General features: G+C 70.9%; 26 protein-coding genes. 9 read left to right on the forward strand and 17 right to left on the reverse strand.

All coding sequences use genetic code 11. From position 1 onward, the window contains the following. Window positions 1-7: 7 nt before the first annotated feature. Window positions 8-436 (reverse strand): DUF3151 domain-containing protein, encoded by a 429-nt coding sequence (locus ACGGAQ_RS06160; protein ID WP_354860259.1) that lies wholly within the window; start codon window positions 434-436, stop codon window positions 8-10. Between the two features lie 247 nt (window positions 437-683). On the opposite strand from ACGGAQ_RS06160, the gene ACGGAQ_RS06165 reads away from it, so the two are divergent. Next, the gene (locus ACGGAQ_RS06165) at window positions 684-1,877 is read left to right on the forward strand and encodes a hypothetical protein (protein ID WP_355134055.1); all 1,194 of its coding nucleotides are present in this window, start codon (window positions 684-686) and stop codon (window positions 1,875-1,877) included. A 49-nt stretch (window positions 1,878-1,926) separates the two neighbouring features. Here ACGGAQ_RS06165 and fbaA read toward each other — a convergent pair whose 3' ends face one another. Both fbaA and ACGGAQ_RS06175 read right to left on the reverse strand, forming a co-directional pair. Next, window positions 1,927-2,952, reverse strand: coding sequence for a class II fructose-bisphosphate aldolase (fbaA, locus tag ACGGAQ_RS06170; RefSeq protein ID WP_393045073.1), 1,026 nt, complete (start codon window positions 2,950-2,952; stop codon window positions 1,927-1,929). A 136-nt stretch (window positions 2,953-3,088) separates the two neighbouring features. Beyond that, window positions 3,089-3,472, reverse strand: a complete 384-nt coding sequence (locus ACGGAQ_RS06175) for a phage holin family protein (RefSeq protein ID WP_393045075.1) — start codon at window positions 3,470-3,472, stop codon at window positions 3,089-3,091. Window positions 3,473-3,594: 122 nt separating this feature from the next. On the opposite strand from ACGGAQ_RS06175, the gene ACGGAQ_RS06180 reads away from it, so the two are divergent. Further along, window positions 3,595-3,807, forward strand: a complete 213-nt coding sequence (locus ACGGAQ_RS06180) for a hypothetical protein (RefSeq protein ID WP_393045077.1) — start codon at window positions 3,595-3,597, stop codon at window positions 3,805-3,807. Window positions 3,808-3,952: 145 nt separating this feature from the next. After that, entirely contained in the window at window positions 3,953-5,515 is a 1,563-nt protein-coding gene (locus ACGGAQ_RS06185) for an LPXTG cell wall anchor domain-containing protein (RefSeq protein ID WP_393045079.1), read from the forward strand. Between the two features lie 69 nt (window positions 5,516-5,584). Here ACGGAQ_RS06185 and ACGGAQ_RS06190 read toward each other — a convergent pair whose 3' ends face one another. Next, complete coding sequence (locus tag ACGGAQ_RS06190; RefSeq protein ID WP_393045081.1) at window positions 5,585-6,649, reverse strand: LCP family protein; 1,065 nt, start codon at window positions 6,647-6,649, stop codon at window positions 5,585-5,587. After that, entirely contained in the window at window positions 6,646-7,131 is a 486-nt protein-coding gene (locus ACGGAQ_RS06195; protein ID WP_354860244.1) for a SigE family RNA polymerase sigma factor, read from the reverse strand. Before ACGGAQ_RS06195 ends, ACGGAQ_RS06190 begins: the two co-directional genes overlap by 4 nt. Window positions 7,132-7,311: 180 nt before the next feature. Here ACGGAQ_RS06195 and ACGGAQ_RS06200 point away from each other — a divergent pair, with 180 nt between their 5' ends. Both ACGGAQ_RS06200 and ACGGAQ_RS06205 read left to right on the forward strand, forming a co-directional pair. Then, window positions 7,312-8,865 (forward strand): LPXTG cell wall anchor domain-containing protein, encoded by a 1,554-nt coding sequence (locus tag ACGGAQ_RS06200; RefSeq protein ID WP_393045083.1) that lies wholly within the window; start codon window positions 7,312-7,314, stop codon window positions 8,863-8,865. Window positions 8,866-8,985: 120 nt separating this feature from the next. Further along, entirely contained in the window at window positions 8,986-9,807 is an 822-nt protein-coding gene (locus ACGGAQ_RS06205) for a DedA family protein (protein ID WP_354860239.1), read from the forward strand. A 169-nt stretch (window positions 9,808-9,976) separates the two neighbouring features. On the opposite strand, the gene ACGGAQ_RS06210 is transcribed toward ACGGAQ_RS06205, so the two are convergent. The 9 genes from ACGGAQ_RS06210 to ACGGAQ_RS06250 all read right to left on the reverse strand — a co-directional run bounded on the left by ACGGAQ_RS06210 (window position 9,977) and on the right by ACGGAQ_RS06250 (window position 18,256). Continuing rightward, on the reverse strand, window positions 9,977-10,354 hold the full coding sequence (locus tag ACGGAQ_RS06210; protein WP_007454255.1) for a helix-turn-helix transcriptional regulator: 378 nt from the start codon (window positions 10,352-10,354) through the stop codon (window positions 9,977-9,979). Window positions 10,355-10,411: 57 nt separating this feature from the next. Then, the gene (pyrE, locus tag ACGGAQ_RS06215) at window positions 10,412-10,951 is read right to left on the reverse strand and encodes an orotate phosphoribosyltransferase (protein WP_007454251.1); all 540 of its coding nucleotides are present in this window, start codon (window positions 10,949-10,951) and stop codon (window positions 10,412-10,414) included. Between the two features lie 168 nt (window positions 10,952-11,119). Then, the gene (locus ACGGAQ_RS06220; protein ID WP_393045087.1) at window positions 11,120-11,929 is read right to left on the reverse strand and encodes an SDR family NAD(P)-dependent oxidoreductase; all 810 of its coding nucleotides are present in this window, start codon (window positions 11,927-11,929) and stop codon (window positions 11,120-11,122) included. A 10-nt stretch (window positions 11,930-11,939) separates the two neighbouring features. Next, window positions 11,940-12,605 carry a hypothetical protein gene (locus ACGGAQ_RS06225; RefSeq protein ID WP_393045089.1) on the reverse strand — a complete coding sequence of 222 codons (666 nt, stop codon included), beginning with the start codon at window positions 12,603-12,605 and terminating at the stop codon, window positions 11,940-11,942. A gap of 72 nt (window positions 12,606-12,677) precedes the next feature. Next, window positions 12,678-13,550 carry a hypothetical protein gene (locus ACGGAQ_RS06230; protein WP_393045091.1) on the reverse strand — a complete coding sequence of 291 codons (873 nt, stop codon included), beginning with the start codon at window positions 13,548-13,550 and terminating at the stop codon, window positions 12,678-12,680. An 89-nt stretch (window positions 13,551-13,639) separates the two neighbouring features. Next, window positions 13,640-14,242 carry a DUF4178 domain-containing protein gene (locus tag ACGGAQ_RS06235; RefSeq protein WP_393045093.1) on the reverse strand — a complete coding sequence of 201 codons (603 nt, stop codon included), beginning with the start codon at window positions 14,240-14,242 and terminating at the stop codon, window positions 13,640-13,642. A gap of 209 nt (window positions 14,243-14,451) precedes the next feature. Further along, on the reverse strand, window positions 14,452-14,832 hold the full coding sequence (locus ACGGAQ_RS06240; protein WP_393045095.1) for a hypothetical protein: 381 nt from the start codon (window positions 14,830-14,832) through the stop codon (window positions 14,452-14,454). A 101-nt stretch (window positions 14,833-14,933) separates the two neighbouring features. Further along, a complete protein-coding gene (clpB, locus tag ACGGAQ_RS06245) occupies window positions 14,934-17,525 on the reverse strand; it encodes an ATP-dependent chaperone ClpB (RefSeq protein WP_393045097.1) in 2,592 nt (863 codons plus the stop codon). An 86-nt stretch (window positions 17,526-17,611) separates the two neighbouring features. Continuing rightward, the gene (locus ACGGAQ_RS06250) at window positions 17,612-18,256 is read right to left on the reverse strand and encodes a TetR/AcrR family transcriptional regulator (RefSeq protein ID WP_393045099.1); all 645 of its coding nucleotides are present in this window, start codon (window positions 18,254-18,256) and stop codon (window positions 17,612-17,614) included. 84 nt (window positions 18,257-18,340) lie between these two features. Here ACGGAQ_RS06250 and ACGGAQ_RS06255 point away from each other — a divergent pair, with 84 nt between their 5' ends. From ACGGAQ_RS06255 to ACGGAQ_RS06270, 4 genes are all read left to right on the forward strand, one after another. Next, window positions 18,341-19,471, forward strand: a complete 1,131-nt coding sequence (locus ACGGAQ_RS06255) for an epoxide hydrolase family protein (protein WP_393045101.1) — start codon at window positions 18,341-18,343, stop codon at window positions 19,469-19,471. A gap of 164 nt (window positions 19,472-19,635) precedes the next feature. Beyond that, on the forward strand, window positions 19,636-20,136 hold the full coding sequence (locus tag ACGGAQ_RS06260; protein WP_393045103.1) for a cation:proton antiporter regulatory subunit: 501 nt from the start codon (window positions 19,636-19,638) through the stop codon (window positions 20,134-20,136). Window positions 20,137-20,141: 5 nt separating this feature from the next. After that, on the forward strand, window positions 20,142-21,347 hold the full coding sequence (locus ACGGAQ_RS06265) for a cation:proton antiporter (protein WP_393045105.1): 1,206 nt from the start codon (window positions 20,142-20,144) through the stop codon (window positions 21,345-21,347). 209 nt (window positions 21,348-21,556) lie between these two features. Further along, window positions 21,557-21,988 (forward strand): hypothetical protein, encoded by a 432-nt coding sequence (locus tag ACGGAQ_RS06270; RefSeq protein ID WP_266247753.1) that lies wholly within the window; start codon window positions 21,557-21,559, stop codon window positions 21,986-21,988. A 96-nt stretch (window positions 21,989-22,084) separates the two neighbouring features. On the opposite strand, the gene ACGGAQ_RS06275 is transcribed toward ACGGAQ_RS06270, so the two are convergent. The 3 genes from ACGGAQ_RS06275 to dnaJ form a co-directional block, all read right to left on the reverse strand. Further along, complete coding sequence (locus tag ACGGAQ_RS06275; protein ID WP_393045107.1) at window positions 22,085-22,267, reverse strand: hypothetical protein; 183 nt, start codon at window positions 22,265-22,267, stop codon at window positions 22,085-22,087. A gap of 119 nt (window positions 22,268-22,386) precedes the next feature. Then, entirely contained in the window at window positions 22,387-22,827 is a 441-nt protein-coding gene (locus ACGGAQ_RS06280; protein ID WP_030332087.1) for a heat shock protein transcriptional repressor HspR, read from the reverse strand. A 30-nt stretch (window positions 22,828-22,857) separates the two neighbouring features. After that, on the reverse strand, window positions 22,858-24,045 hold the full coding sequence (dnaJ, locus tag ACGGAQ_RS06285; protein ID WP_354860205.1) for a molecular chaperone DnaJ: 1,188 nt from the start codon (window positions 24,043-24,045) through the stop codon (window positions 22,858-22,860). Between the last annotated feature and the right edge of the window lie 41 nt (window positions 24,046-24,086).

Below are 24,086 nucleotides of genomic sequence, written 5' to 3' on the forward strand. Positions count from 1 at the left end.
GGCGGTGTCAGTTGCTGGCCAGCGCGTCCGCCGCGGCCGGGTCGCAGTCGCGCAGGAACTGTGCGCAGCGGGCCGCCTCGTCGGCCTCGCCGATCTCGTCGGCGGCCCGGGAGAGCAGGTACAGGCAGCGGAGGAAGCCCCGGTTGGGCTCGTGCGACCACGGCACGGGCCCGTGGCCCTTCCAGCCGTTGCGGCGGAGCTGGTCCAGGCCCCGGTGGTAGCCGGTGCGGGCGTACGCGTACGCCGTCACGACCGCACCGGCCGCGAACGCCCGGGCCGCGAGCTCGGCCCAGGCGGCGCTGTAGGTCGGGAAGCGGGCCGCCACCTCGGCGAACGCCTCGTCGGTGCCGGCCTCCTGGGCGGCGGCCAGGGCGGCGTCGGCCTCGTCGTTCGCGGGCAGGAGGGTGGCCGGTGGCTCCGGCAAAAGGTTCTGCATCGCCCCATTCAACCCGCTGGACAGGGCGACACGCGAGCGGGTCGGCCGACACGTTCCGCTGAACGGCTGAGGACTTCATCACGCCTGCGGCCTATGCCGCCGCCAGGTGTTTTCCATTACAACTAATGGTCCGGAGCCTCCCCAGGACCCGGTTACGCAGGAGCCCGGTGGCCACGACCACCGGGCTCCTGTCGCTTCCACCCCGCCCGGGGTTTGGCAGGCCCCACCGAAGGGGCAGGATGGCCGCGTGCCAACCCCACCTCCCACCGACGTCATCGAGCCGCACCTGCACGCGGACGAGATCCAGACCCGGGACGAGTTCGACCGGCAGCTGGTCACCGGCCGCCTGACCGGGCTGACCGTGCAGGGACTGCGCCTCGACCTCGCCCCGGTGCCCGACCTGACCGGCGTCGAGGTCACCGGCACCCTCTTCGTCGGCTGCCGGTTCGCCTCCCGGGAGGTCGGCGCCGACCTGGTCCGGCGCGGCGCGAACGTGGTGCCGCCGTTCTCCGGGCTGCCGTACCCGACCCAGCCGGCGCACCTCTACACCCCGGACGACCTGGCCGCCGGGTTCGCCGAGGGCGGGTTCGCCGGGATGTACGACACCCGGGTGTACGAGCACTACCGGGCGCACGGGGGCGCGCTGCCGGACGTGAAGGAGGCGCTCGGTCAGCGGCTGCACGACCATGGCGTGGACAACGCGCTCGCCGACGCCACCCGCGCCTGGCTGGGCGGGTACGGGCCGCAGTCGGTGGTGGGCATCATGGGTGGTCACGCGGTGCGGCGCGGCAGTGCGGCGTACCGGATGGCGGCCGTGCTGGGGTGGGAGCTGGCGCGGGCCGACCGGCTGGTGGTGACCGGCGGTGGTCCCGGGGTGATGGAGGCGGCGAACCTCGGCGCGTACCTGGCGGACCGGCCGGCGGCAGACCTGACCGCGGCGATCGACCTGCTGGCCACCGCGCCCGACTTCACCGACCACCACCGGTACACGGCCGTGGCGTTGACGGTCCGGCAGCGGTACGCGGGCGTGCCCCGCCAGCGCGCCGGGGACGCCGGGTGGGCGCGGGCCGGAGGGCTGGCCATCCCGACCTGGTTGTACGGGCACGAGCCGGCGAACCTGTTCGCGGGGCGGATCGCCAAGTACTTCTCGAACGCCATCCGGGAGGACACCATCCTGCGGCTCGCCCGGGGCGGCATCGTCTTCGCGCCGGGACGGGCGGGCACGGTGCAGGAGGTGTTCCAGGCGGCCACCAAGACCTACTACGGCACCGACGGCGCCAGCGGCGCGTACATCTTCCTGGACCGCGACTACTGGACGCGTGAGCTGCCGGTCGAGGCGCTGTTGCGCCCGCTGCTGGCCGCCTCCCCGTTCGGTGACCTGTCGTCGACGATCCACCTCACCGACGACGTCCGCGAGGCCGTCCGCCTGTTGACGACCTGACGACGACGGCCGGCTCCCCGAGGGAGAGCCGGCCGTCGGTGGAACGTCGTTACTTGGCCATCGTGGTGCCGGTGGAGCGCAGGTGCTCGCACGCCTCGACGACCCGGGCGGCCAGGCCGGCCTCGGCGGCCTTGCCCCAGGTACGCGGGTCGTACTGCTTCTTGTTGCCGACCTCGCCGTCGACCTTCAGCACGCCGTCGTAGTTGCGGAGCATGTGGTCCGCGACGGGCCGGGTGAAGGCGTACTGCGTGTCGGTGTCGATGTTCATCTTCACCACGCCGTAGTCGAGAGCCTCGCGGATCTCGCTCAGCAGGGAGCCCGAGCCGCCGTGGAAGACCAGGCTGAGCGGCTTCTCCTTGCCGTACTTGGCGCCGACCGCCTCCTGGATCTGGTTCAGGATCTCGGGGCGGAGCTTGACGTTGCCCGGCTTGTAGACGCCGTGCACGTTGCCGAAGGTCAGCGCCGCCATGTAGCGGCCCTTCTCGCCGAGGCCGAGCGCCTCGACCATGGCCAGGCCGTCCTCGACGGTGGTGTAGAGCTTGTCGTTGATGGCGTTCTCGACGCCGTCCTCCTCGCCACCGACGACACCGACCTCGATCTCAAGGACGATCTTGCCCTTGGCGGCCTCGTCGAGGAGCTGGGAGGCGATCTGCAGGTTCTCGGCGACCGGCACGGCCGACCCGTCCCACATGTGCGACTGGTACAGCGGCTGCTCGCCGCGCTTCACCCGCTCCTGCGAGATGGCCATCAGCGGCCGGACAAACTTGTCCAGCTTGTCCTTCGGGCAGTGGTCGGTGTGCAGCGCGATGTTGACCGGGTACTTCTTGGCCACCTCGTGCGCGTACGCGGCGAACGCCACCGCGCCGGTGACCATGTCCTTGATCGAGGGACCGGACAGGTATTCGGCACCACCGGTGGAGACCTGGACGATGCCGTCGCTCTCCGCGTCGGCGAAGCCCTTGAGCGCCGCGTTCAGCGTCTGGGAGGAGGTCACGTTGATCGCGGGGTACGCGTACCGGCCAGCCTTGGCGCGGTCCAGCATCTCCGCGTAGGCCTCGGGGGAAGCGATGGGCATGTGATGCGCTCCTTACTTACCACTCTCGGCCGTGCTGGCCGCTGTTGTTCACGTGTGCGCCGGACCGCGCTGTCCTCCGCCCGGCAGTATCCCGCAGGTGTGGAGCGCAGGACCAACCGAGGGGGGTGTCAGCCGCTCACCGGGTGTCCAGACGGTCCGGCACGATGACGCTGATCAGCCAGGTGACAACTGTCATCACGATCGCTCCCCAGAACGCCGCCCAGAAGCCGTCCACCTGGAACGGCAGGTCGAGCCCGCGGGCGACCCGGTCGGTGAGCAGGAAGAGCAGCGCGTTGACGACCAGCGCGAACAGGCCCAGGGTCAGCAGGTAGAACACGCAGCCGACCACCCGGATGATCGGCTTGAGCACCGCGTTGATCACGCCGAAGATGAGCGCCACCACGATCAGCGTGAGCACTGTGTTGCCACCCGAACGGCCGTGCACGTCGACGCCGGGCACGATCAGCGTGGTCACCCACAACGCGACAGCGGTGATCGCCAGTCGGATGAGGAAGCCCACGGCACCATCCTGGCATCGGCCCGCGCCGTCATGGGTTGATTCCGCCGACTCGGCTTGCGCGCGCGGCGCCGACACAGCCCGTACGGTGGGGAGAACCGTGCCCCGAGAACCCGGGAGGGACAATGGGTCAGCCCGATGAGGACTTCACCCCCGGCGACCACCTCGCCGCGGACGAACGCGACCCCGAGGCGGAGCCGGCCGACGCGGTCGAGCAGGCCACTGTTGTCGACCCGACCCACGTCGATGTCGAGCCGCAGCGCGGCATGGAGGTCGACGACTGGGACGCCATGGAGCAGGCCCGGGTGGTCACCGGGGACGAGGACGACTACCGCTGACCTGCTGCGCGACCGGCTGTCCGTTGCGGCAGAGGTGCTCAGCCGTTCGGGTCGTTAGACAAATATCGATAGAACTGGGTCACCGAAAGTGCCGGGGTCTTCCTAGGTTGGACGAGCGCCACCTCTATCTCCACGGGAGGACCCCATGCTCAAGCATTCGATCCGCTGGCTGGCGGGGCTGGGCGCCGCAGGCGCGTTGGTCGCCGCCTCGGCAACCCCCGCCGTCGCCGCGGCAACGATCGAGCCGTACTTCCAGGACTCCACCCTGGCCGTCGGCTCGACGAAGACCAATCGCCTGCTCCTGTACGCCGACGAGGCGACGACCCTCAGTGACGTCTCCGTGCGGTACGACTACCGCTCCCTGGCCGGCAAGATCACCATCGCCCCCGCCGACCAGCAGGAGTGCGCCACTCCGGAGCCTGGCGTTCTCGTCTGCGCGGAGCCCTTCGACGTCACCCTCAACGAGTTGCCGCCGCTCGGTAGCGGGATCTACCGCGGCGTGACCAAGCGGGTGGACATGACCGCCACCCAGGACGCGCAGCTGGGTGACTCTGGCGACGTCGTGGTCAGCTTCGAGGCGGCCGGCGGGCGGCAGGGCAGCTACACCTCGCGGGTCCGCGTCGGCGAGGGGGTCGACCTGGCCGGCGGGCCGTTCACCACCTTCTCCTCGAAGCCGGGCGGAAAGGTGGCGGTGCCGCTTGCCGTGGCCAACGTCGGCGACAAGACCGTCACGGGATTCGTCGCGGTCTTCGACCTGCCCTACGCGATCCGGACCAAGGATCGGTTCAGCAACTGCCTCTACTCCGAGGACCACCTGGTCTCCTGCCGGTTCGACCAGGAAATCCCGGTGGGAGAGGGGCTCACCACCACGTTGAACCTCGAACTCGCCAAGGACGCCTACGCCCCGAGCAACCTGTCCGGCTATGCCCAGTTCATGACCATTGCCGACTTCGAGGACCTGACCCGGGTACGCGAAGCCGTTGGCGCCCGAGAGGGCGCGCGTGGCAGCGGCCCGAAGCTGACCCTGACCGCGGCACCCAGCGGGATGCGGCAGGCCGACCAGACCGACGTCGGCCCGGGCTACGACTACACCGGCTGGATCATCAAGGTCACGGGCAGGAACGGCACCGACCTCGCGGCGATCGGCGCCACGCTCAAGGGCAGGGCCGGCGCTGTCGTCACGGCGACAGTCGGTTTCCGGAACAACGGCCCGGCGACGCTCGACGGAACGAACGCCGACTACGAGGCCGCCACCCACACGAACGTCGAGCTGCCGCCTGGCACGACCGCCGTCGAGGTTCCCGCCAATTGCCGGTTGCACCAGGGCACCCGGACATATGGCTGCGCCTCGGAGATGCTCCTGGTCGCCGGTCAGACGTACACCGTGGAGTTCCGGCTGCGCATCGACACGGTCATCCGCAACGCCAAGGGCGCGGTGCGGGTCAACGCACCCTGCGAATGCCCCGCCGGCGGGAGCTTCACCGACGACATCAAGCCGGCCAACGACCGGGCCGTGATCCTGGTCAACGCGGGCCAGGGCGGCGGCAGCGGCGACGGTGACGAGGGTGGAGGCAGCGGTGGCGGTGGTTCGCTGCCCATCACCGGCTCCCCCACCAGCCTGATCGCCGGCATCGGCGGCCTGCTGCTCGCCGCCGGCCTGGGCGGCTACCTGCTCGCCCGACGCCGCAACACCCACTTCGTCGCCTGACCCGCTCCACCTGACCGGCACCCCGCCGTCCTTTTCCTGGGCGGCGGGGTGCCGTCACTTTCCACGGAGTCACCGCGAGCGGTCGACCAGCTTCGGGTGGCGGGCCGTCCAGTCGCCGAGCCGGTCCTCCCGCAGCGCGGTCAGGAACTCCGGCGCGAGCCTCGGGTCGGTACGCAGGTAGCGGTCCTTCCCGGTCGGCCAGACGACCGGCAGGCCGATCCCGACCGGCTCGGCCGATCGCAGTGTGGAGGCGAGCCGCAGCAGGTCCAGCACGGCGGCCCGGTCGGGTGACACGACGAGGTCCGGGCCGACGGTGGTCAGCAGCTTCGCGAGGCGTACCGGATCGGTGAGCACGCCCTGGTCGGCAGTCTGGCGGACCAGCCCGGCGGCGAAGAGCCGGCCGTTGCGGTCCCGGTCCTGGCTCCCCTCGGGCAGACCGTAGCGCTGGCGGAGCAGGTCGACCGACGCGGCGCCGTCGAGACGTTGGCAGCCGGCCGGGAAGACCCGCTTCGTGTGGACGGAGCGCACCCGCTCGGGCAGGCAGGCCGGAACCCCGCCAAGGGCGTCGGTCAGCGAGCGCACCGCCCGGTACGTCAGCACCACGCCAGCGTCCACCCGGACCCCGGTCAGCTCGGCCACCGTACGCCGAGTCAGCTCGTACCCCTTGGTCAGCTCGGGGCGGGTGAACCCGGCGCCGAACGGGAACGCGGCGTTCAGCTTGTCGGTCCCCTGGCCCGGAATCGGCACCCCCAGGTCACGCGGCAGCGACACCAGGTAGGGGCGACTGCGGTCGGCCGGGATGTGCACCAACAGCACCGCGTCCGCGCGTGCCGCCGTCCGCCCGTCGCCGTCGATGCCGAGCAGCAGAATGTTCAGCGCGCCGGTCGGTGTCGGCCGACCCGACTCACCGAGCAGCTCGGCGGTGGGCGGCGGCCCCGCGCGCTCCGGGGTCAGCAGGGGCACCCCGAGCCCCAGCACCCCGAGCAGGGCCAGCGCGGTGCCACCAGCCTGCCAGCGGCGTCGGCGTCGGCGTCGTCCGATCGCCAGCCGGTCGATGGCGGCCCGCAGCGGGCCGGTCGGCGGGGTCAGCGGCTCGTGCCGGGCGAAGGCGGCCCGCAGGTCATCCTCGATCATGAGCGAACCTCCACATACTCGGCCCGGAGCGTGGCCAGGGCCCGGGAGATGGACGAACGTACGGTCCCGACGGCACAGCCGAGAATGTCGGCGATCTCGGCGTCGGGCAGGTCCTCGTAGTAGCGCAGCACGAGGGTGGCGCGCTGCCGGCGTGGCAGCCGGGACAGCCAGGTCCAGATCTGGTCCCGGTCCACGGCGGACTGGGCGTGGTCGGCCGACGCCGGCAGGGACTCGTCGGGCTCCCCGCGCAGCAGCACCCGACGCATCCACGAGCCGCGCTTCCAGTCGACGTACTGGTTGGTGAGCATCCGGCGCACGTACCGCTCGGGTGAGTCCGCGCGGACGACCCGCCGCCAGTTCAGCTGGACCCGGACCATCGTCTCCTGCACCAGATCCTGCGCCTGGTGCGGATCGCCGGTGAGCATCACCGCGTACCGCAGCAGCGGGGCAAGTCGCGTGTCCGCGAACTCCTCGTACGTCACTGCACCTCCCGGGGTCCTGCCTCAGATGACGGGAGTGGGCGGCCTGAACGTTGCGGTGACCGTGATCAACCTTTCGGTTCGTCTTGCCGACCAGGCGGTGATCAGGGGCGGCGTTGAACCTTAGCGATTCCTTAAGATCCGCAGGCTGCACCTGAATCCCCCACTTGGAGGAATCCCCACATGCTCACCCACTCCACCCGGCGCTGGCTCGCCGGCCTGGGCGTCGCAGGCGCGTTCGTCGCCGCCTCCGCCAGTCCGGCCCTCGCCGAGGAGCCCTCGAACGAGGTCTTCCTGTACGCCAACAACGCCCTCCTCGCCGCCGGCGGCGAGGCCAAGTCCGTCACGCTGCTGGCCTTCGCGGAGGCGCTGCCCGAGGAATTCACCGTCACGGTCGGCCGTGGCGCGGTGACCGACTTCGCCTCGGTCACCGTCGCCGACGGGGCGGACTGCACGGAGTCGGGCCCGGTCATCTCCTGCAAGTTCAAGGGTGCCGAGACGATCGACTACGTCCTCGATCTGACCGTCAAGGCCAAGGACTCCGCCAAGGTCGGGCAGAAGGGTGACCTCAACCTGACCCTGGCCGCGAAGGGCAGGCCGAGCGTCACCGTCATGTCCACCGTCGAGATCGGCGAGGGCGTCGATCTCAAGGCGGACGAGTCGCTCGAGGTTTCCGGAGCACCAGGCGCCACGGTGAAGGCGCCGCTGCGGGTCGCGAACGTTGGCGACAAGGCTGCCCGCAACACCGTGCTGCTCCTGAGCACCATGTCCAGCATCTCCCCTGCTCAGCGCTATTCGAACTGCTCCTACTCGAGTGAGTTCGGGGCGAACTTCGCCCACTGCGAGTTCAAGCAGGACATCGAGCCGGGTGCTGTCCTGCAACTGGACGCCTCGTCCGCGCTGAAGATCGCAACGGACACCTGGGCTCCCAGCACGCAGTACGGCTCGGGATTGTGGTTCGCCGATGGTGACTGGGCCGAGTTCCTCGCGGACTCCCCGTTCGAGAGCGGTGACTGGGAGAAGGGCACCGGTGCCGAGCTGACCCTGGTCCCGGCGCCGACCGCGCTGGCCCGGCAGCTCAAGCAGACCGACGAGGATTCCAGCAACAACTACACCGGGATCGTGGCGACCGTGACGGGCACCCAGCGGGCCGACGTGGCGGCCAACGGCACCCAGGTGGCCGGTGGCGTCGGCAAGACGGTCACCGCCAAGGTGGGCTTCGTCAACAACGGTCCGGCGATGGTCAACTCGTACTCGCCTGGTGAACTCACCACGGCCGCTGAAATCACCATCCCTGCCGGTGCCACTGTCGTGACCGCACCGGATGAATGCTCGCCTTTCGTGGACGGCGAGGAGATCGGCGGGTACGGCGAGCCGGGCGCTCGCGTCTACCTCTGCGAGTGGTACGAGACCCTGCACAAGGGTGACGTCGCCGTGTTCGAGTTCGGACTGCGCATCGACAAGCTGGCCGGCAAGGCGGGCTCCGTGCACCTGCTGCACTTCAACCTGGATGGCGAGGGGTCCACCATCGCCGACCTCAACCCGAAGAACGACACCGCGGCGTTCACCATCAAGGGCGCCAACGGCGGCCAGGGTGGCGGCGAGGGTGACGGTGGCGCGCTGCCGATCACCGGCCAGTCGACCGGCCTGATCGCCGGCATCGGCGCTCTCCTGCTCGCCGCGGGCGTCGGCGGCTACCTGGTGGCCAAGCGCCGCCGGACCCGCTTCGTCGCCTGATCCACCCCGCACCACCGGTGCCCCGCCGACCACACAGGTCGGCGGGGCGCCGTCGTTTACGGCCAGCGGGTGGTGGGGGCCGGTCCGGCGCGGCGCGGGCACCGGGCTTCGGTACCCTTTGTGGCCGTGGACACAGCTGAGAAGACCCGCGCTCTCACGGAGAGCGTCGCCCTGAACCCGCTCGATCCCAAGGACCTGTTGCAGACCTTCGGGCTGGTCGGCGTCTGGGTGATCCTCTTCGCCGAGACCGGCCTGCTGGTGGGCTTCTTCTTCCCCGGCGACTCGCTGCTGTTCCTCGCCGGCGTGGCAGCCTCGCCGGTGGCGGACGCCATCTTCGGTGACGGCACCCGGCTCTCGCTGGCGGGTCTGCTGATCGGCGGGCCGATCTGCGCGATCCTCGGCGCCCAGCTGGGGCACTGGCTCGGCGCGCGGTACGGCCGGCGGATGTTCGAGCGGCCCAACTCGCGGCTCTTCAAGAAGGAGTACGTCGAGAAGGCCGAGTACTACTTCCAGAAGTTCGGCCCGGCGAAGGCCGTGGTGCTGGCGCGCTTCATCCCGATCGTGCGGACGTTCCTCAACCCGGTCGCCGGGGCGCTCGGCATGCCGGCTCGCCAGTTCCTGATGTGGAACATCGTCGGCGCGGTGCTCTGGGTGGACGGCATCCTGCTGATCGGTTATCTGCTGGCCGACCGGATCTACAAGGCCATCGGCGACAAGATCGACCACTACATCCTGCCGGTGGTCGCCCTGATCATCCTGATCTCGGTGCTGCCGATCTTCTTCGAGTTCCTGCGTGACCGGCGGGCGCGCAAGCGCGGCGAGGCGGTCGCGGTGGTCGCGGCAGCCAGCGCCGCGGGCGCGGTCGACGCGGTACGCGAGAAGTTCGACCACGACGAGCACCCGCACGACCGTCGGCACCCGGGCCACGGCCAGGAGCGCTGATCCGAGATACGACGACGGCCGGCCCCCTGGTGAGGGGGTCGGCCGTCGGCATGTCAGGCCCGCCCTCCGGCGGTGCGGCCGAGGACGAGCAGGTATCACCTACCGGTGGCGCCACCCCTGGTTCGCCACCGGACACCGCCCCGGCGTGGGACGGTGCGCAGCGCCTATGTCAGCGGGCCTTCTTGGTGGCCCGCTTACGCGGCGGGGTCAGCAGGTCGGCGATCGTCGCGATCGCACTCGGGACCAGCCGGTAGTACGCCCAGACACCGCGCTTCTCCCGCTCCAGCAAGCCGGCCTCGGTGAGGATACGCAGGTGGTGACTGACCGTCGGCTGAGAGAGGCCGAGCGGCGCGGTCAAGTCACAGACGCACGCCTCGCCCTCGGGGGCCGACTGGATCAGGCTGAGCAGCCGCAACCGAGCGGGATCCGCAAGGGCCTTGAGGACCCCCGCGAGACGCTCGGCATCGGCACGTTCGATCGGCTCACCGGCAAGCGGCGAGATCTGAGGCATTGTCATTTCGGCCAACGCAGTTCCCACGTATTCCATCCTTCCACCAGCAGCATCGATCCGCCTGCATATCAGCAGATCCGAATCGGCAAACTTTTACGCCACAAGGCCGAGGTCAGCCAACGTATAGGCCGCCCTGTACGGCAATCCGGCGGCTCGCACCGCGTCGCCGGCGCCTCGATCAACAATAACCGCCACGCCCACGACTTCGGCTCCGGCCTCACGAAGCGCCTCGACAGCGGTCAACACACTTCCGCCCGTTGTGGACGTGTCCTCCACCGCCAACACGCGGCGGCCGGCCACCTCCGGTCCCTCGATCCGTCGCTGCAGACCGTGCGCCTTGCCCGCCTTCCGCACCACAAAGGCGTCGAGGGCGCGGCCGGTCGGAGCGGCGGCGTGCAGCATCGAGAGCGCGACAGGGTCCGCGCCCAGGGTGAGCCCACCGACGGCCTCGTACTCCCAGTCGGCGGTGAGATCGAGCAGCGCCCGACCGACCAACGGAGCGGCCTGGTGATGGAGCGTGACACGCCGGAGATCGACGTACCAGTCTGCCTCGCGCCCCGAGGAGAGCACGACCCGTCCGTGGACCACAGCCAGGTCGGTAATGAATTTACGCAGGTCGTCGTGGTCCCCCATGGCGATAGAGGTTACTGCGCAAGTCTGAACGACGTGTGCACGGCCCTCCCTGATCAGCCCCGCGAGGAACCGACGGTTGGCGATGTTCGACTACGCTCAGCGACCGACCTGGAGGCGGTGCGCCAACGCCCGACGACGGCGTCTACGGCGCGAGCGGGCTCCGACGCCTCAGCGCTCGTCGCGACCGATGCGACTGCGGGTGTCGCGGGCGACCGCCTGGAGCAGTCGGATCGGCGCGTGTCGCAGACCGGCGACCGCCACCTTGTACTTCCAGGCCGGGATGCTTACCAACTTGCCTTTTCGCAGGTCACGTAGGGCTTCGTCGACGACATCCTCGGCTCGCAGCCACAGCCACTCCGGGGTCTTCGACATGTTGATGCCGGCCCGTTCGTGGAATTCGGTGCGGGTGTAGCCGGGGCAGAGAGCCATCACCCGGACACCGAATGGGCGTGCCGACTGGCCGACGGACTCGCTGAAATTGGTGACCCACGCCTTGCTGGCCGAGTAGGTCGATCCGGGCATCACCGCGCCAAACCCCGCAACCGAAGAGACATTTATCACTGCCCCATCGCGCCGTTCGGACATCGGTCGAAGCGCCGCCAGGGTCAGTCGCATGACGGCGTGCACGTTGAGCCGGAGCAGCCGTGCCTCGTCCTCCGCTGTGGAGCGCAGGAACGGCTTGTTCAGGCTGATGCCGGCGTTGTTGACGAGCAGGTGGACGGGGCTGTCGGACGTCAGCCGCTGCTCGACGGTCGCGCAGCCGTCGTCGGTGGACAGGTCCGCCGACAACGTCTCCACGGCACGGCCGTGCCGGGAGCCCAGCTCGGCGGCCATCTCGCCCAGTCGGTCAGCGTCCCGGGCGACCAGCACCAGATGCCAGCCGTCGGCCGCCAGGCGGCGGGCGAAGGCCGCGCCGATGCCAGCGGTGGCACCGGTGATCAGGACCCGGCGCTCGGCGGTCGTGGGATCGAGCGTCACGGGCGGGTCCTCATCTGGGCGGGTACGGGGGCGCGGCGGACGCCGGCGGCGGCTGGTGCGGTGCGGGCGGAAACGCGTGTGGGGCGGACGGCGCGGTGGGTGACGTGGGGCGGTGTCGACCGAACCAGGCGTTCGCCGCCGGCAGGGTCAGCAGCGTTGCTACCACAAGGTAACCGAGGGCCTGCCCGACCGAAAGCCCGGCGTTGAGCGGGATCCACCAGGACGGGTACGCGTCCGAGATGAGGCCGAGCAACTCGGCGGTGGCCCGCTCGTCGGCGCCCAGCCGCAGCGGCGCGGCCCGCTCGCCGACGAGCACCGCCACACTGCAGCAGCCCGCGAGCAGGCCGAGCCCGCAGACCACCCAGGTGGCCACCCGCACGCCACGCCGACCCGTCAGCAGCCCGAGGGCCAGGCCGGCGAGCACGGGCACGGAGAGGGCCGCCACCACCGCGGTCAGCACCGCGGACGCCCGCAGCAGGGTCACCACGTCGTCGATCTGCTGCGGGCTCGCCGAGGTGTCCCGAGCGGCAGCCCGGAACGCGTCCACGGTCCGGCCCAGCACCGCCAGGTCGACGACGGCGTAGGCGAGCGCGCCCACCGCCATCACCAGCAGCACGGCCGAGGCCGCCAGGACCACGGCGGGCCGGCGCGGCGGTGCCGATTCGGGGTACGACACGACGGATCCCTCCGGTAGGCGTCGGGTTGCAACCTACTCGGAGGGATCGTCGGCGTCGTGCTTATCCAGCGGTCAACTGGTCGACGGCGGGGTCGGTCCGGGGCGGTCCGCCGGCGGCGTGTCGTCCGGCCGGTCGGTGCCGGACGGCGGCGCGGACGGCGGAGTGCCCGGCTGTTCCGACCCGGGTGCCTGACTCGGCGTCGACGGGTAGCCCGGCTCACCGGTCGACGGGTAGCCCGGCTCGCCGCTTGACGGGTAACTCGGCTCGCCGCAGGACGGGTAGCCCGGCTGGCCGGGAGCCTGCGGGTAACCGGGCTGGCCGGACGCCTGCGGGTAGCCCGGGTAGCTGGTGCCGGGGGTCGGGGGCTCCCACGCCGCGGCGGGCTTGCGGAAGAACTCGTTCGACTTGGGCAGTGCCAGCAGGATGAGCGCCGCCAGCAGCGCGAGCAGGCTGATCACGCCGAGCGTGATGCTGACCGGGGCGATCCAGGACGGCAGCGCCTCCTCGAGACGGCGCTGGACCTCCTCGCTGCTCGGCATGTCGCCACCGCTGTTTCCGCCGGTGGTGAAGCCGCCGCCCACGCCGTTGAGCACGGTGCCACCCGTGCAGCAGACCATGATGCCGCCGACGATCCAGGTGGTGATGCGCGAACCGTTGCTGCCCCGGTTGTTGAAGATGGCCAGCACGGCCAGCACGACCGCGAGCAGGAGCACGAGGATGCCGGCGCCGAGGGCGAACGCGAAGACGAAGTTCGCCACCTGGTCCGCGCCCTCGGCGGTACTGCCCGAGTAGGCGTCGCGGAGCACGTCGCGGGTCTTGCCGATGGTGGAGAGGGTGAGGATGAGACTGATCACCTGGCACGCCAGGAACAGGAAGAGCAGGTAGCTGGAAATCGTCACGGTGGATGGCCGCTGGCGGGCCGGCGTGCTCTGGGAATCGACCACGATTCTCCTTCCCTAGATCGGGCCCACACCGTATCGGCAACCGGCCACTCCGGCATGCCGTGCCGGACGCGGTGGGCGCGTCGGGTCGCTCAGCGCCCGTCGTCGGTGGGGCGGATCGCCAGGTCGGCGGGGTCGAGCAGGTCGCCGCGGGCGACCCGCCAGCCCTCTTCGCCGTACGCCTCGAAGGAGAGCCGGGCGTTCGGGCCCGACTGGTAGTCGTGGTAGCGCATCGTTCCGGCCGGCGGCAGGCCGGTCTCGCCGGTGGCGGTGTAGCGGGCCTGCCCGGTCTCGGCCCAGGTGTAGCGCAGCCCGCCGAGGTCGATGGTCGGGGCGCCGGGGGTGACTGTCGCGCCGGGCTCGGCGGTCCAGAGCACCAACTCCACCTCGGGATCGCCGTCGCCCTCGACGGAGAGCCGGTGTGGCGTGCCGGAGACGTCGTCGAGGAGGTGCTGCACCCAACTCCAGTCCCCCTCGACCAGGCGGATGGTGCCGCTCACGACGTACTCCCGCTGGCCGATCCGCACGCGATCACCCGGCGCCAGTCGATGGGCGCCGTCGAGGGTGGGCCGGGCGGCCGGCGGCACGCCGGTGGGCCGGGCCGCGGCCCGCCGCCGGGCCCGCACGACGACCACGAGCACGACCACGATGAGTACGACCACCGCCGCCATCAGGTACGCCAGTGACCCGTCCACCCGACCACCTCCCCAGGTACGTCGGCGCAGACGGTAACAACCTCGCGCACCGAATTGAGTCGCCTCGTGACCGAAAGCTCAGCTACCGACGGCAGCCGGGGTGTCGCCGGCCGTGGTCACTGTGGATGCCCGGATGCGGGCCACTCTCCCGTTCCGGGAGCGGCCAGCGGGCGACGTCGGGTGCGCGACCGGCCGGTACGGCGGCCGGGTCACGCCGCCGCGAGTCGCTGGGTGGCGTAGTCGCCGAGGGTGGAGCGCCCCATGACGCAGCCGACGAAGGTGGTGAACTCGGTGGGATCGTCCCGCAGCGACGTCCACGCCGCTCGGGCTGCCGCCGGGTCGACCCGCTCCAGCAGCGTCGCCGCGTACGCCCGGCCGGCGGGTGAACCCTCGGCGAGCAGCCGGTCGAGCTGCCGGCGCACCTCCTCGGGGTGGTCGCCGAGCGCGGCCTCGACGCGCTGGTACGCCTCGGTCACCGGCAGGATCGCACCGGCGATCCCCACCCCACCGAAGGCAAGCGTGTCGGCGGTGACCAACTCGTCCACCGCCGCACCAAGGTCCCGCTCCCAAGCCTTACGCATCCCGAACATGCCCCAACCCTTTCCCTCCCCGCCCACCTCTCACCCTGTTGATCAAGAGGTTTGCGTCATGGGAAGACGTCGCCATGACGCAAACCTCTTGATCACCGCGGTCAGGCCGGGGTTACCGTCAGGGTGTTGGTGGCGGGGGTCAGGTCTACCTTTACCGTGTTGCCGTCGCGGATCGATCCGCTCAGCAGGGCCTTGGCCAACTGGTCGCCGATGGCGGTCTGGACCAGGCGGCGCAGCGGGCGGGCACCGTAGATCGGGTCGTAGCCGTGCTCGGCCAGCCACTGACGCGCGGACTCGGTGATCTCCAGGCCGAGCCGCCGGTCGGCCAACCGCCGCCGCATCCGGTCCAGCTGGATGTCCACGATGGAGCGCAGATCGTCCCCGCGCAGCGCGGCGAAGACCACGATGTCGTCCAGCCGGTTGAGGAACTCCGGCTTGAAGTGCGACCGGACCACGGCCAGGACGCCCTCGCGGCGCTGCTCCTCGGCCAGCGTCAGGTCGCTGATCACCGACGACCCGAGGTTGGAGGTGAGGATCAGGATCGCGTTGCGGAAGTCCACCGTGCGCCCCTGACCATCGGTGAGCCGACCGTCGTCGAGCACCTGGAGCAGCACGTCGAAGACGTCCGGGTGGGCCTTCTCCACCTCGTCCAGCAGGATCACCGAGTACGGCCGGCGGCGCACCGCCTCGGTGAGCTGCCCGCCCTCCTCGTAGCCGACGTACCCGGGCGGGGCACCGACGAGGCGGGCCACCGAGTGCTTCTCGCCGTACTCGCTCATGTCGATGCGGACCATCGCCCGCTCGTCGTCGAAGAGGAACTCGGCGAGCGCCTTGGCCAGCTCGGTCTTGCCGACACCGGTCGGGCCGAGGAAGAGGAAGCTGCCCGTCGGGCGGTCCGGGTCGGCGACACCGGCCCGTGCCCGGCGTACGGCGTCGGACACCGCGCTCACGGCCTCGGCCTGGCCGACCACCCGGCCGCCCAGCGACTCCTCCATCCGCAGCAGCTTTGCCGTCTCGCCTTCGAGCAGGCGGCCGGCCGGGATGCCGGTCCACGAGGCGACCACCGCGGCGATGTCGTCCGCGCCGACCTCCTCCTTGAGCATCGCGCCGTCGGCCTGGAGCTGGGCCAGCTCCTCCTCGGCCTGCTTCAGCTCGACCTTGAGGGAGGGGATGCGGCCGTAGCGCAGCTCGGCGGCACGCTCCAGCTCCCCGTCCCGCTCGGCCCGCTCGGCCTCGCCGCCCAGGCGCTCCAGCTCCTCCTTGGCGGTGGAGAGCTTGGTGATGTGGCTCTTCTCGGTCTGCCAGCGCTCGGAGAGCACGGTGAGCTGCTCGCGCTTGTCGGCCAACTCCTGGCGCAGCCGCGCCAACCGCTCGGCGGACGCGGCGTCCGGCTCCTTGGCCAGCGCCATCTCCTCGATCTCCAGCCGGCGGACCGCCCGCTCGATCTCGTCCACCTCGACCGGGCGGGAGTCGATCTCCATCCGCAGCCGGGACGCGGACTCGTCGACCAGGTCGATCGCCTTGTCCGGCAGGAACCGGTCGGTGATGTACCGGTCGGAGAGCGTCGCGGCGGCGACAAGCGCGGCGTCGGTGATCCGGACGCCGTGGTGCACCTCGTAGCGCTCCTTGAGCCCACGCAGGATGCCGATGGTGTCCTCGATGGTCGGCTCGCCGACCAGCACCGGCTGGAAGCGCCGCTCCAGCGCCGGGTCCTTCTCGATGTGCTCGCGGTACTCGTCCAGCGTGGTGGCGCCGACCATCCGCAGCTCACCGCGGGCCAGCATCGGCTTGAGCATGTTGCCGGCGTCCATCGAGCCCTCGCCCTTGCCGGCGCCGACGACGGTGTGCAGCTCGTCGAGGAACGTGATGACCTGCCCGTTGGAGTTCTTGATCTCCTCCAGGACGGACTTCAGCCGCTCCTCGAACTGGCCCCGGTACTGGGCGCCGGCGACCATCGCGCCGAGGTCCAGCGAGACCAGCTTCTTGTCGCGCAGCGACTCGGGGACGTCGCCGGCCACGATCCGCTGGGCCAGGCCCTCGACGATCGCGGTCTTGCCGACGCCGGGCTCGCCGATCAGCACCGGGTTGTTCTTCGTACGACGGGAAAGCACCTGAATGACCCGACGGATCTCCGAGTCCCGGCCGATCACCGGGTCGATCTTGCCGTCGCGAGCGCTCGCGGTCAGGTCGACGCCGTACTTGCTGAGGGCCTGGTAGGTCTGCTCCGGATCGGCGGTGGTGACCCGCCGGTCTCCGCCCCGGACGGTCGGGAAGGCCGCGACCAGGGCTTCCTCCGTGGCACCGGCCGACTTCAGCGCGGCGGACACCGCGCCGCCCACCCGGGCCAGGCCGGCGAGCAGGTGCTCGGTGGAGGTGTACTCGTCGCCCAGCGGCCGGGCGATCTGCTCGGCGGCGCCGATGGCGTTGACGAACTCCCGGGCCAGCGTGGGCTCGGCGATGCTGGAGCCCCGCGCGGCCGGCAGGGCGTCGACCGCCCGCTGGGCGGCCCGGCGCAGCTCGGCGGGGTCGGCCCCGACGGCGCGCAGCAGGCCGGCGGCGGTCGAGCCGTCGGTGTCCAGCAGGGACAGCAGGAGGTGCCACGGCTCGACGGTGGCGTGGCCACGCTGGTTGGCCAGCGCGACGGCGCCGGTGATGGCTTCGCGGCTCTTGGTGGTGAGTTTCTCGGTGTTCATGGGCTCCCCCGGATCGGCGTTGTCCACTGGGTTGGACACAACCAGAGTTGAGCGTATTCCGCTCAACCTTACCGCTGTGACGCCCATCACTCCCGGCGCCGCCACCGCCAGTCGAACTCCCCGGCCGCCGGGGGCGGGCCGGGCAGCGGGTCGGAGTCCGGCGTCGTCGACAGGCCGCCGAGCAGCACCGCGAGCTGCCGGCGGCGCAGTTGGCGGGTCCGCTCCGCATCGGGTACGCGCACCGCCGCGCACGCCTCCAGCACCAGCCCCAGGTCCTGTACGACCACGTCGGGGCGCAGTCGCTCACTGGCGTGCGCCCGTTCGACGAGCGCGGTGGCCAGCTCGCTGGCGCGCAGCGCGTCCCGACCCATCTCCTCGGTCGGCGTGAAGGTGCCGGCCAGGTGGACGGTGAGCGAGTGCACGTCGGCGTCGACCACCGCGGCCAGGAACCCGGCGAACGCGGTCCAGTCGTCCGGCTCGGCGAGCGCCTCCTCGGCCACGGCGATGTAGCGGCGCAACCCGTCGTGGCAGAGCTGGCGCAGCAGGGCCTCCTTGCCCGCGTACCGCCGATAGAGCGCGCTGATGCCGACGCCCGCGCGGTCCGCGACGGCGGCGATCGGCGCCTTCGGGTCGTCGAGGAAGACCGCGCGGGCGGCTTCGAGAATCACCTCGTCGTTGCGGGCGGCCTGGGCGCGGCGGCCGGCCAGGGCCTTGGGAGACGTCGTCGACATGACCAGAGACTAACACTGGAACGGATCGTTCCGGTCTGCTACTGTGATTGCAGAACGAAACATTCCGTTCCGGAGGAGTTCGAGATGACCGCGATCCGTCCGTTCCGCGTCGAGATCCCGCAGAGCGCCCTCGACGACCTGGCCGCCCGCCTGGGTCGCACGAACTGGCCGGCGGAGCTGCCCGGCGCCGGCGACACGTACGGCATGAGCGCCGACCGGGTGCGCACGCTCGCCGACCGGTGGCGGGACGGGTTCGACTGGCGGGCCGTCGAGGCCCGGCTGAACGCCCACCCGCAGTTCGTCACGGAGATCGACGGCGAACAGATCCACTTCCTGCACGTCCGGTCGTCCCGGCCGGACGCCACCGCCCTGGTGCTCACCCACGGCTGGCCGGGCTCGGTGCTGGAATACCTGGACGTGATCGGCCCGCTCACCGAGCCGAGCGACCCGGCGGCGCCGGCCTTCCACCTGGTCATCCCGTCGCTGCCCGGCTTCGGGTTCTCCGGCCCCACCCGCAGCGCCGGCTGGAACCGCTTCCGCACGGCCCGCGCCTGGGCCGAGCTGATGAACCGACTGGGGTACGACAGCTACGGCGCGGTCGGCAACGACGCCGGCTCGATGGTCGCGCCGGAGCTGGGCCGGATCGACACCGAGCACGTCCTCGGCGTACACGTCACGCAACTCTTCTCGTTTCCGTCCGGCGACCCGGCCGAGTTCGCCGGGCTGTCCGAGGCGGACCAGGCGGCGCTCGGGCACCTCCAGTGGTTCTACGAGAACAAGTTCTCCTTCAACCAGGTGCACAGCCAGCAGCCACAGACCCTGGCGTACGGGCTGGCCGACTCGCCCGTCGGGCTGCTGGCCTGGAACGCCCAACTCTTCGACGAGAGCCTGGACGACGACTTCGTCCTGGCCAACGTGGCCCTCTACTGGTTCACCGGCACGGCCGCCTCGGCGATCCGCTTCTACTGGGAGGACGCGCACGCCGGTCCGCAGCCGTCCGAGCCGACCACGGCACCGACCGCGCTGGCCATGTTCCCCGGCGACTTCCAGTCCATCCGCCGCTTCGCCGAACGGGACCACGCGAACATCGTCCGCTGGACGGCGTACGAGACGGACGTCGAGGGACGCGGCGACGTCGGCGGCCACTACGCCGCTCACCAGGCCACCGATGTGCTGGTAGGCGACATCCGCGAGTTCTTCGCCAGCCTCCGCTGACCGCGCCGGTAGATCGACTCGCGGCCGCGCGTTCTAGATCGACACGAGATCGCTGATCTGGGGGTGTCCCGCCGCCTGGGATACCGCGATATCGGCGATCCCGTGTTGATCAGAGCGGCGCTTCCAAGATCTGCCTTCTGTTCACCTAGCGGTAGCCTGGGCGGGTGCGAGTACGTGTCGAGCAGACCGCCTTACCGGGGATCGGGGTACGCCACGATCTGGTGACGGAGTCCGGACGCCGCCTGGGCGTGGTCTCCCACCGCAATGGCCGCCGTGATCTTGTCCTCTACGACCCCGACGATCCCGACGCCTGCCAGGCGGACATCCCGCTGACGGACGACGAGGCGGAGGCGCTGGCCGACATCCTCGGCGCGTCGCTGATGCTCGGTCAGCTCTCCGGGCTGCGTGAGCAGGCTGCCGGTCTGCTCACCGAGCAGATCGCCATCCCGGCCGGTTCGCGGTACGTCAACCGGATGCTCGGCGACACCAAGGCTCGCACCCGCACCAGCGCCTCGATCGTGGCGGTGCTGCGCGATGGCACGGTGAACGTGTCGCCCGAGCCCTCCTTCCGCTTCGCGGCCGGTGACGTGGTGGTCGTGGTCGGGACCCGACAGGGTCTCGACGGCGTGTCCGCCATCCTCGCCGACAGTGACCCGGACGGCTGAGGCGGATGCACGATTTCAAAACGCTGCTCATCGAAGTCGGCGCGCTGCTGCTTTTACTCGGGCTCCTCGGCCGGCTCAGCCGCCGGGTCGGCCTCTCACCCATCCCCCTCTACCTGCTCGCTGGGCTCGCGTTCGGGCACGGCGGCCTGCTGCCGCTCGGCGCCAGCGAGGAGTTCTTCGCGGTCGGCGCCGAGATCGGCGTCATCCTGCTGCTGGTGATGCTGGGCCTGGAGTACTCGGCAAACGAACTCGTCGGCAACCTCCGCTCGGCAGCACCGGCCGGCCTGATCGACGGGGTCCTCAACGCGTTACCCGGCGCCATCTTCGCCCTGCTGCTCGGCTGGGACTGGGTGGCCGCCCTGGTGCTCGGCGGCATCACCTGGGTCTCCTCGTCCGGAGTGATCGCCAAGGTCCTCGCCGACCTGGGCCGGCTCGGTAACCGGGAGACCCCGGTGATCCTGTCGGTGTTGGTGATCGAGGACCTGGCGATGGCGCTCTACCTTCCGTTGGTCACCGCTGTGCTGCTAGGCAGCGGCCTGCTCGGCGGTGGCATCGCGCTCACCATCGCGGTGGGCACGGTGCTGATCGTGCTCGTGGTCGCCATCCGGTACGGCCACCTGATCTCGGCCGCGCTGTCGGCGAAGGACCCGGAGGCGCTGCTGCTCGGCGTACTCGGTCTGACAGTGCTGATCGCGGGTATCGCGGCGAAACTCCAGGTGTCGGCGGCGGTCGGCGCGTTCCTGGTCGGCATCGCGCTCTCCGGCCCGGTGGCCCACCACGCCACCGAACTGCTCTCCCCACTGCGGGATCTGTTCGCCGCCGTCTTCTTCGTCTTCTTCGGCCTGGTCACCGACCCACGGGACATCCCGCCGGTGCTGCTGCCGGCGCTCGCGCTGGCCGTGGTCACCATGGCGACGAAGACGCTGACCGGCTACCTCGCGGCCCGCCGCGTCGGCATCGCCGAACCCGGTCGCTGGCGGGCCGGTCTGGCGCTCGTACCCCGAGGTGAGTTCTCGATCGTCATCGCCGGGCTCGCGGTCGCGGCCGGCAGCGTCGAGCCGCGGTTGGCCGCGCTCGCCGCGACGTACGTCCTGATCACCGTGGTGACCGGGCCGATCCTGGCCCGGCTGCCCGACTTCCCGTGGTTCAAGCGGTGGTTGCGCAACCGCGCGGCGGCCCAGCGGCGGGAGCCGGTGCCGATCCACGACTGACGCTCAGCGCCGCTGCCGTGCCCTTGTCGAGGCGGCAGCGGCGCTGGCCAGGACACCCGAACGGCCGTTCGGGCCAGGCCGGCCGACGGATGCCGAATTGCTCCCTGCGGGTACTACCGCAGCACTCGACGGCGGGTTACCGTTTCGCCCCAGCAGCCACGGTCCGCAGGCAGCGTTGCCAGACGCGGGCGAGAGCGGAAGGTTGGCCGGTGAGCGTGCAGGAGTCGACGTTCCACGGTTTTGCCAACCCCGTCGATCCGACGCCGGCGGAGTTGCGAGCTTGGGCATTCCAGCCCGATTCGGTGCCGTTGTCCTCCATGCCACCCGACTGGGACCTCCTGGTCTCCGGCGACCGCCTGGTGCTGACGCTCTTCGAGCTGGCGATGGACCCGACCTGCCCCGCGCGGCGCTTCGCGCTGCACTGCCTCTACATCTACGCCGCGGACGGCATCCGGACGAACTTTCGTGCCCATCCCAAGCGCCGCTTCCGCAAGCTGGTCGAGCAGGCCGAGCGCGACGGCGACGAGCTGATGAGGATCTGGGCGCACAACGGCCGCGTCCTGCTGGCCCGGCCGGATCTCTTCGTCTACCGGGACTGGTGCGAGGGCGGCCTGGTCCGCGAAAACCGCCGCCTCGGCTGAGGCCGGGTACCAACCGCAAGCAGGCAGGCAGGCAGGCAGGCAAGGCGAACGGGCCGGGACCCCCCGTGGGTCCCGGCCCGCACGTCGGTCACCGGATCAGTCCTGCTTGCGCTCGGTCTCGGCTCGGGCCTGGTCGCCCTGGTCGGCGAACCGTCCCTCCTTGATCCGGTCGCGAAAGGTTGCCTCGGTGACCTTGTCGAACTTCTCGCGGACGGTGTCGGCCAGACTTTCCAACCGCTCCTCCGTCTGCTGAGCGACGCTCTTCGCCTGCTCCGTCATCGCTCCCCCAACCGCGCCGATAGGCCCGGATTAAGGCGATAGGACCCGTATCGACAGGCTAACGGAAACGGCCTGGCCCGCGCCGGGAAATCCGGCGCGGGCCAGGCCGAGGAGCTGGGTCAGCGGTCGGGTGTACGGCGGGGACGCCAGACCACCAGCGCGGTGGACGTGCGGTTGGTCGGCACCAGATCCCGGCCCGGGAAGCGGGCCAGCGACTCCAGCTCGGCCACCCGGCGGTACGCGGCGTCCAGCTCCGCCTCCAGCCGTGCGACCCGCTGCTGCGCCTGCTCCAGCAACCGCTCCAGCCCGATGATCCGCTTGACGCCGGCCAGGTTGATCCCGTCGTCCTGGCTGAGCCGCTGCACCTCGCGCAGCAGCACCACGTCCCGGACGCTGTACCGACGGCCACCGCCGGCAGCCCGGCCGGGCTGCACCAGCCCCAGCCGGTCGTACTGGCGCAGGGTCTGCGGGTGCATCCCCGCCATCCGTGCCGCCACCGAGATCATGAGCACCTTGGCCTCGTAGGCAGGGTCACCCGAACCGAGGAACTCGCCCGACATCCCGCTCACCTCCGCGTCCATCCCACCGGACTATCCGACCCGACGCACCCGGGCGTCGAGATGTTCCCGCGCCGCCGGCGGACTCTGCTCGGCGAACGCCTCCAGCGCCGCCCGCGCCTCGTCCGACAGACGGGCCGGCACCACCACATCCAGGGTGACCAGCAGGTCACCGGCCTGCCCGTCGCGACGGACCACACCCTTGCCCCGGGCTCGCAGCACCCGCCCGCTGGGCGTGCCGGGCGGAACCCGCAGCGTCACCGCGCCGTCGAGCGTGGGCACCCGCAGGTCCGTGCCGAGCACGGCCTCCGCGTAGGTCACCGGCACGGTCAACGTCAGGTCGTCTCCGGTACGCCCGAACAGCTCGTCCGGCCGGACCTTGACGTGCACGAACAGGTCACCGGCCGGGCCACCACGCTCACCGGGCTCACCGCGCCCGGCCAGCCTGATGCGCTGACCGTCGGCCACACCGGCCGGGAAGCGCACGTTCATCGTGCGGGTCTTGGTGACCCCGCCGCTGCCGTGGCACTCCGGGCACTTCTCCTCCACCACCGTGCCGACGCCCTGGCAGTTGCCGCACGGCTCGGAGAAGCTGAACGACCCCTGGTTGCGGGTCGTGACCCCGGCGCCGTGACAGACCGGGCAGGTACGCGGTTGGGTGCCGGGCTTGGCGCCGTTGCCGTGGCAGGTGTCGCAGACGCCGGGGGCGCGCAACGTCAGCGGCAGGGTCACCCCGCGCACCGCGTCGCCGAAGTCCAGAGCCACCTCGGTCTCCACGTCCCGGCCGCGCGCGGGACCACGCGGAGCGGCCTGCCCACCGGCCTGCCCGCCCGAGAAGATCGAGCTGAACAGGTCCTGGAAGCCGGCCCCGCCGAAGCGGCGGTCACCACCACCGGCGGCGCCACCGCCGAACAGGTCGGAGACGTCGAACGGCATCCCGCCCGGCTGGCCGCCCGCGCGGGCGTTGCGCCGGAACGCACCCGAGCTGAACAGCGAACGCATCTCGTCGTACTCCCGGCGACGGCCGGCGTCCGACAACACGTTGTACGCCTCGGACACGGCCTTGAACCGCTCCTCGGCCTTCGGGTCGCCCGGATTGTGGTCCGGGTGCGATTCCCGGGCCAGCTTGCGGTACGCCTTCTTGATGTCATCCGCGGAGGCGGCCTTGTCCACGCCGAGCACGGCGTAGAAGTCCTTCTCGAGCCAGTCCTTCGAACTCACCGGTCCACCACCTCCTTCCGACCGTCGTGGCCCGGCCGTCC

Source organism: Micromonospora sp. NPDC047557 (genome assembly GCF_043205095.1).
Lineage (GTDB): Bacteria > Actinomycetota > Actinomycetes > Mycobacteriales > Micromonosporaceae > Micromonospora.

Coding starts and splice junctions, on each gene's coding strand:
- ACGGAQ_RS06160 (WP_354860259.1), bottom strand. CDS start 436: ATGCAGAACCTTTTGCCGGAGCCACCGGCCACCCTCCTGCCCGCGAAC.
- fbaA (WP_393045073.1), bottom strand. CDS start 2,952: ATGCCCATCGCTTCCCCCGAGGCCTACGCGGAGATGCTGGACCGCGCC.
- ACGGAQ_RS06180 (WP_393045077.1), top strand. CDS start 3,595: ATGGGTCAGCCCGATGAGGACTTCACCCCCGGCGACCACCTCGCCGCG.
- ACGGAQ_RS06185 (WP_393045079.1), top strand. CDS start 3,953: ATGCTCAAGCATTCGATCCGCTGGCTGGCGGGGCTGGGCGCCGCAGGC.
- ACGGAQ_RS06190 (WP_393045081.1), bottom strand. CDS start 6,649: ATGATCGAGGATGACCTGCGGGCCGCCTTCGCCCGGCACGAGCCGCTG.
- ACGGAQ_RS06200 (WP_393045083.1), top strand. CDS start 7,312: ATGCTCACCCACTCCACCCGGCGCTGGCTCGCCGGCCTGGGCGTCGCA.
- ACGGAQ_RS06210 (WP_007454255.1), bottom strand. CDS start 10,354: ATGGAATACGTGGGAACTGCGTTGGCCGAAATGACAATGCCTCAGATC.
- pyrE (WP_007454251.1), bottom strand. CDS start 10,951: ATGGGGGACCACGACGACCTGCGTAAATTCATTACCGACCTGGCTGTG.
- ACGGAQ_RS06240 (WP_393045095.1), bottom strand. CDS start 14,832: ATGTTCGGGATGCGTAAGGCTTGGGAGCGGGACCTTGGTGCGGCGGTG.
- clpB (WP_393045097.1), bottom strand. CDS start 17,525: ATGAACACCGAGAAACTCACCACCAAGAGCCGCGAAGCCATCACCGGC.
- ACGGAQ_RS06250 (WP_393045099.1), bottom strand. CDS start 18,256: ATGTCGACGACGTCTCCCAAGGCCCTGGCCGGCCGCCGCGCCCAGGCC.
- ACGGAQ_RS06255 (WP_393045101.1), top strand. CDS start 18,341: ATGACCGCGATCCGTCCGTTCCGCGTCGAGATCCCGCAGAGCGCCCTC.
- ACGGAQ_RS06265 (WP_393045105.1), top strand. CDS start 20,142: ATGCACGATTTCAAAACGCTGCTCATCGAAGTCGGCGCGCTGCTGCTT.
- ACGGAQ_RS06275 (WP_393045107.1), bottom strand. CDS start 22,267: ATGACGGAGCAGGCGAAGAGCGTCGCTCAGCAGACGGAGGAGCGGTTG.
- ACGGAQ_RS06280 (WP_030332087.1), bottom strand. CDS start 22,827: ATGTCGGGCGAGTTCCTCGGTTCGGGTGACCCTGCCTACGAGGCCAAG.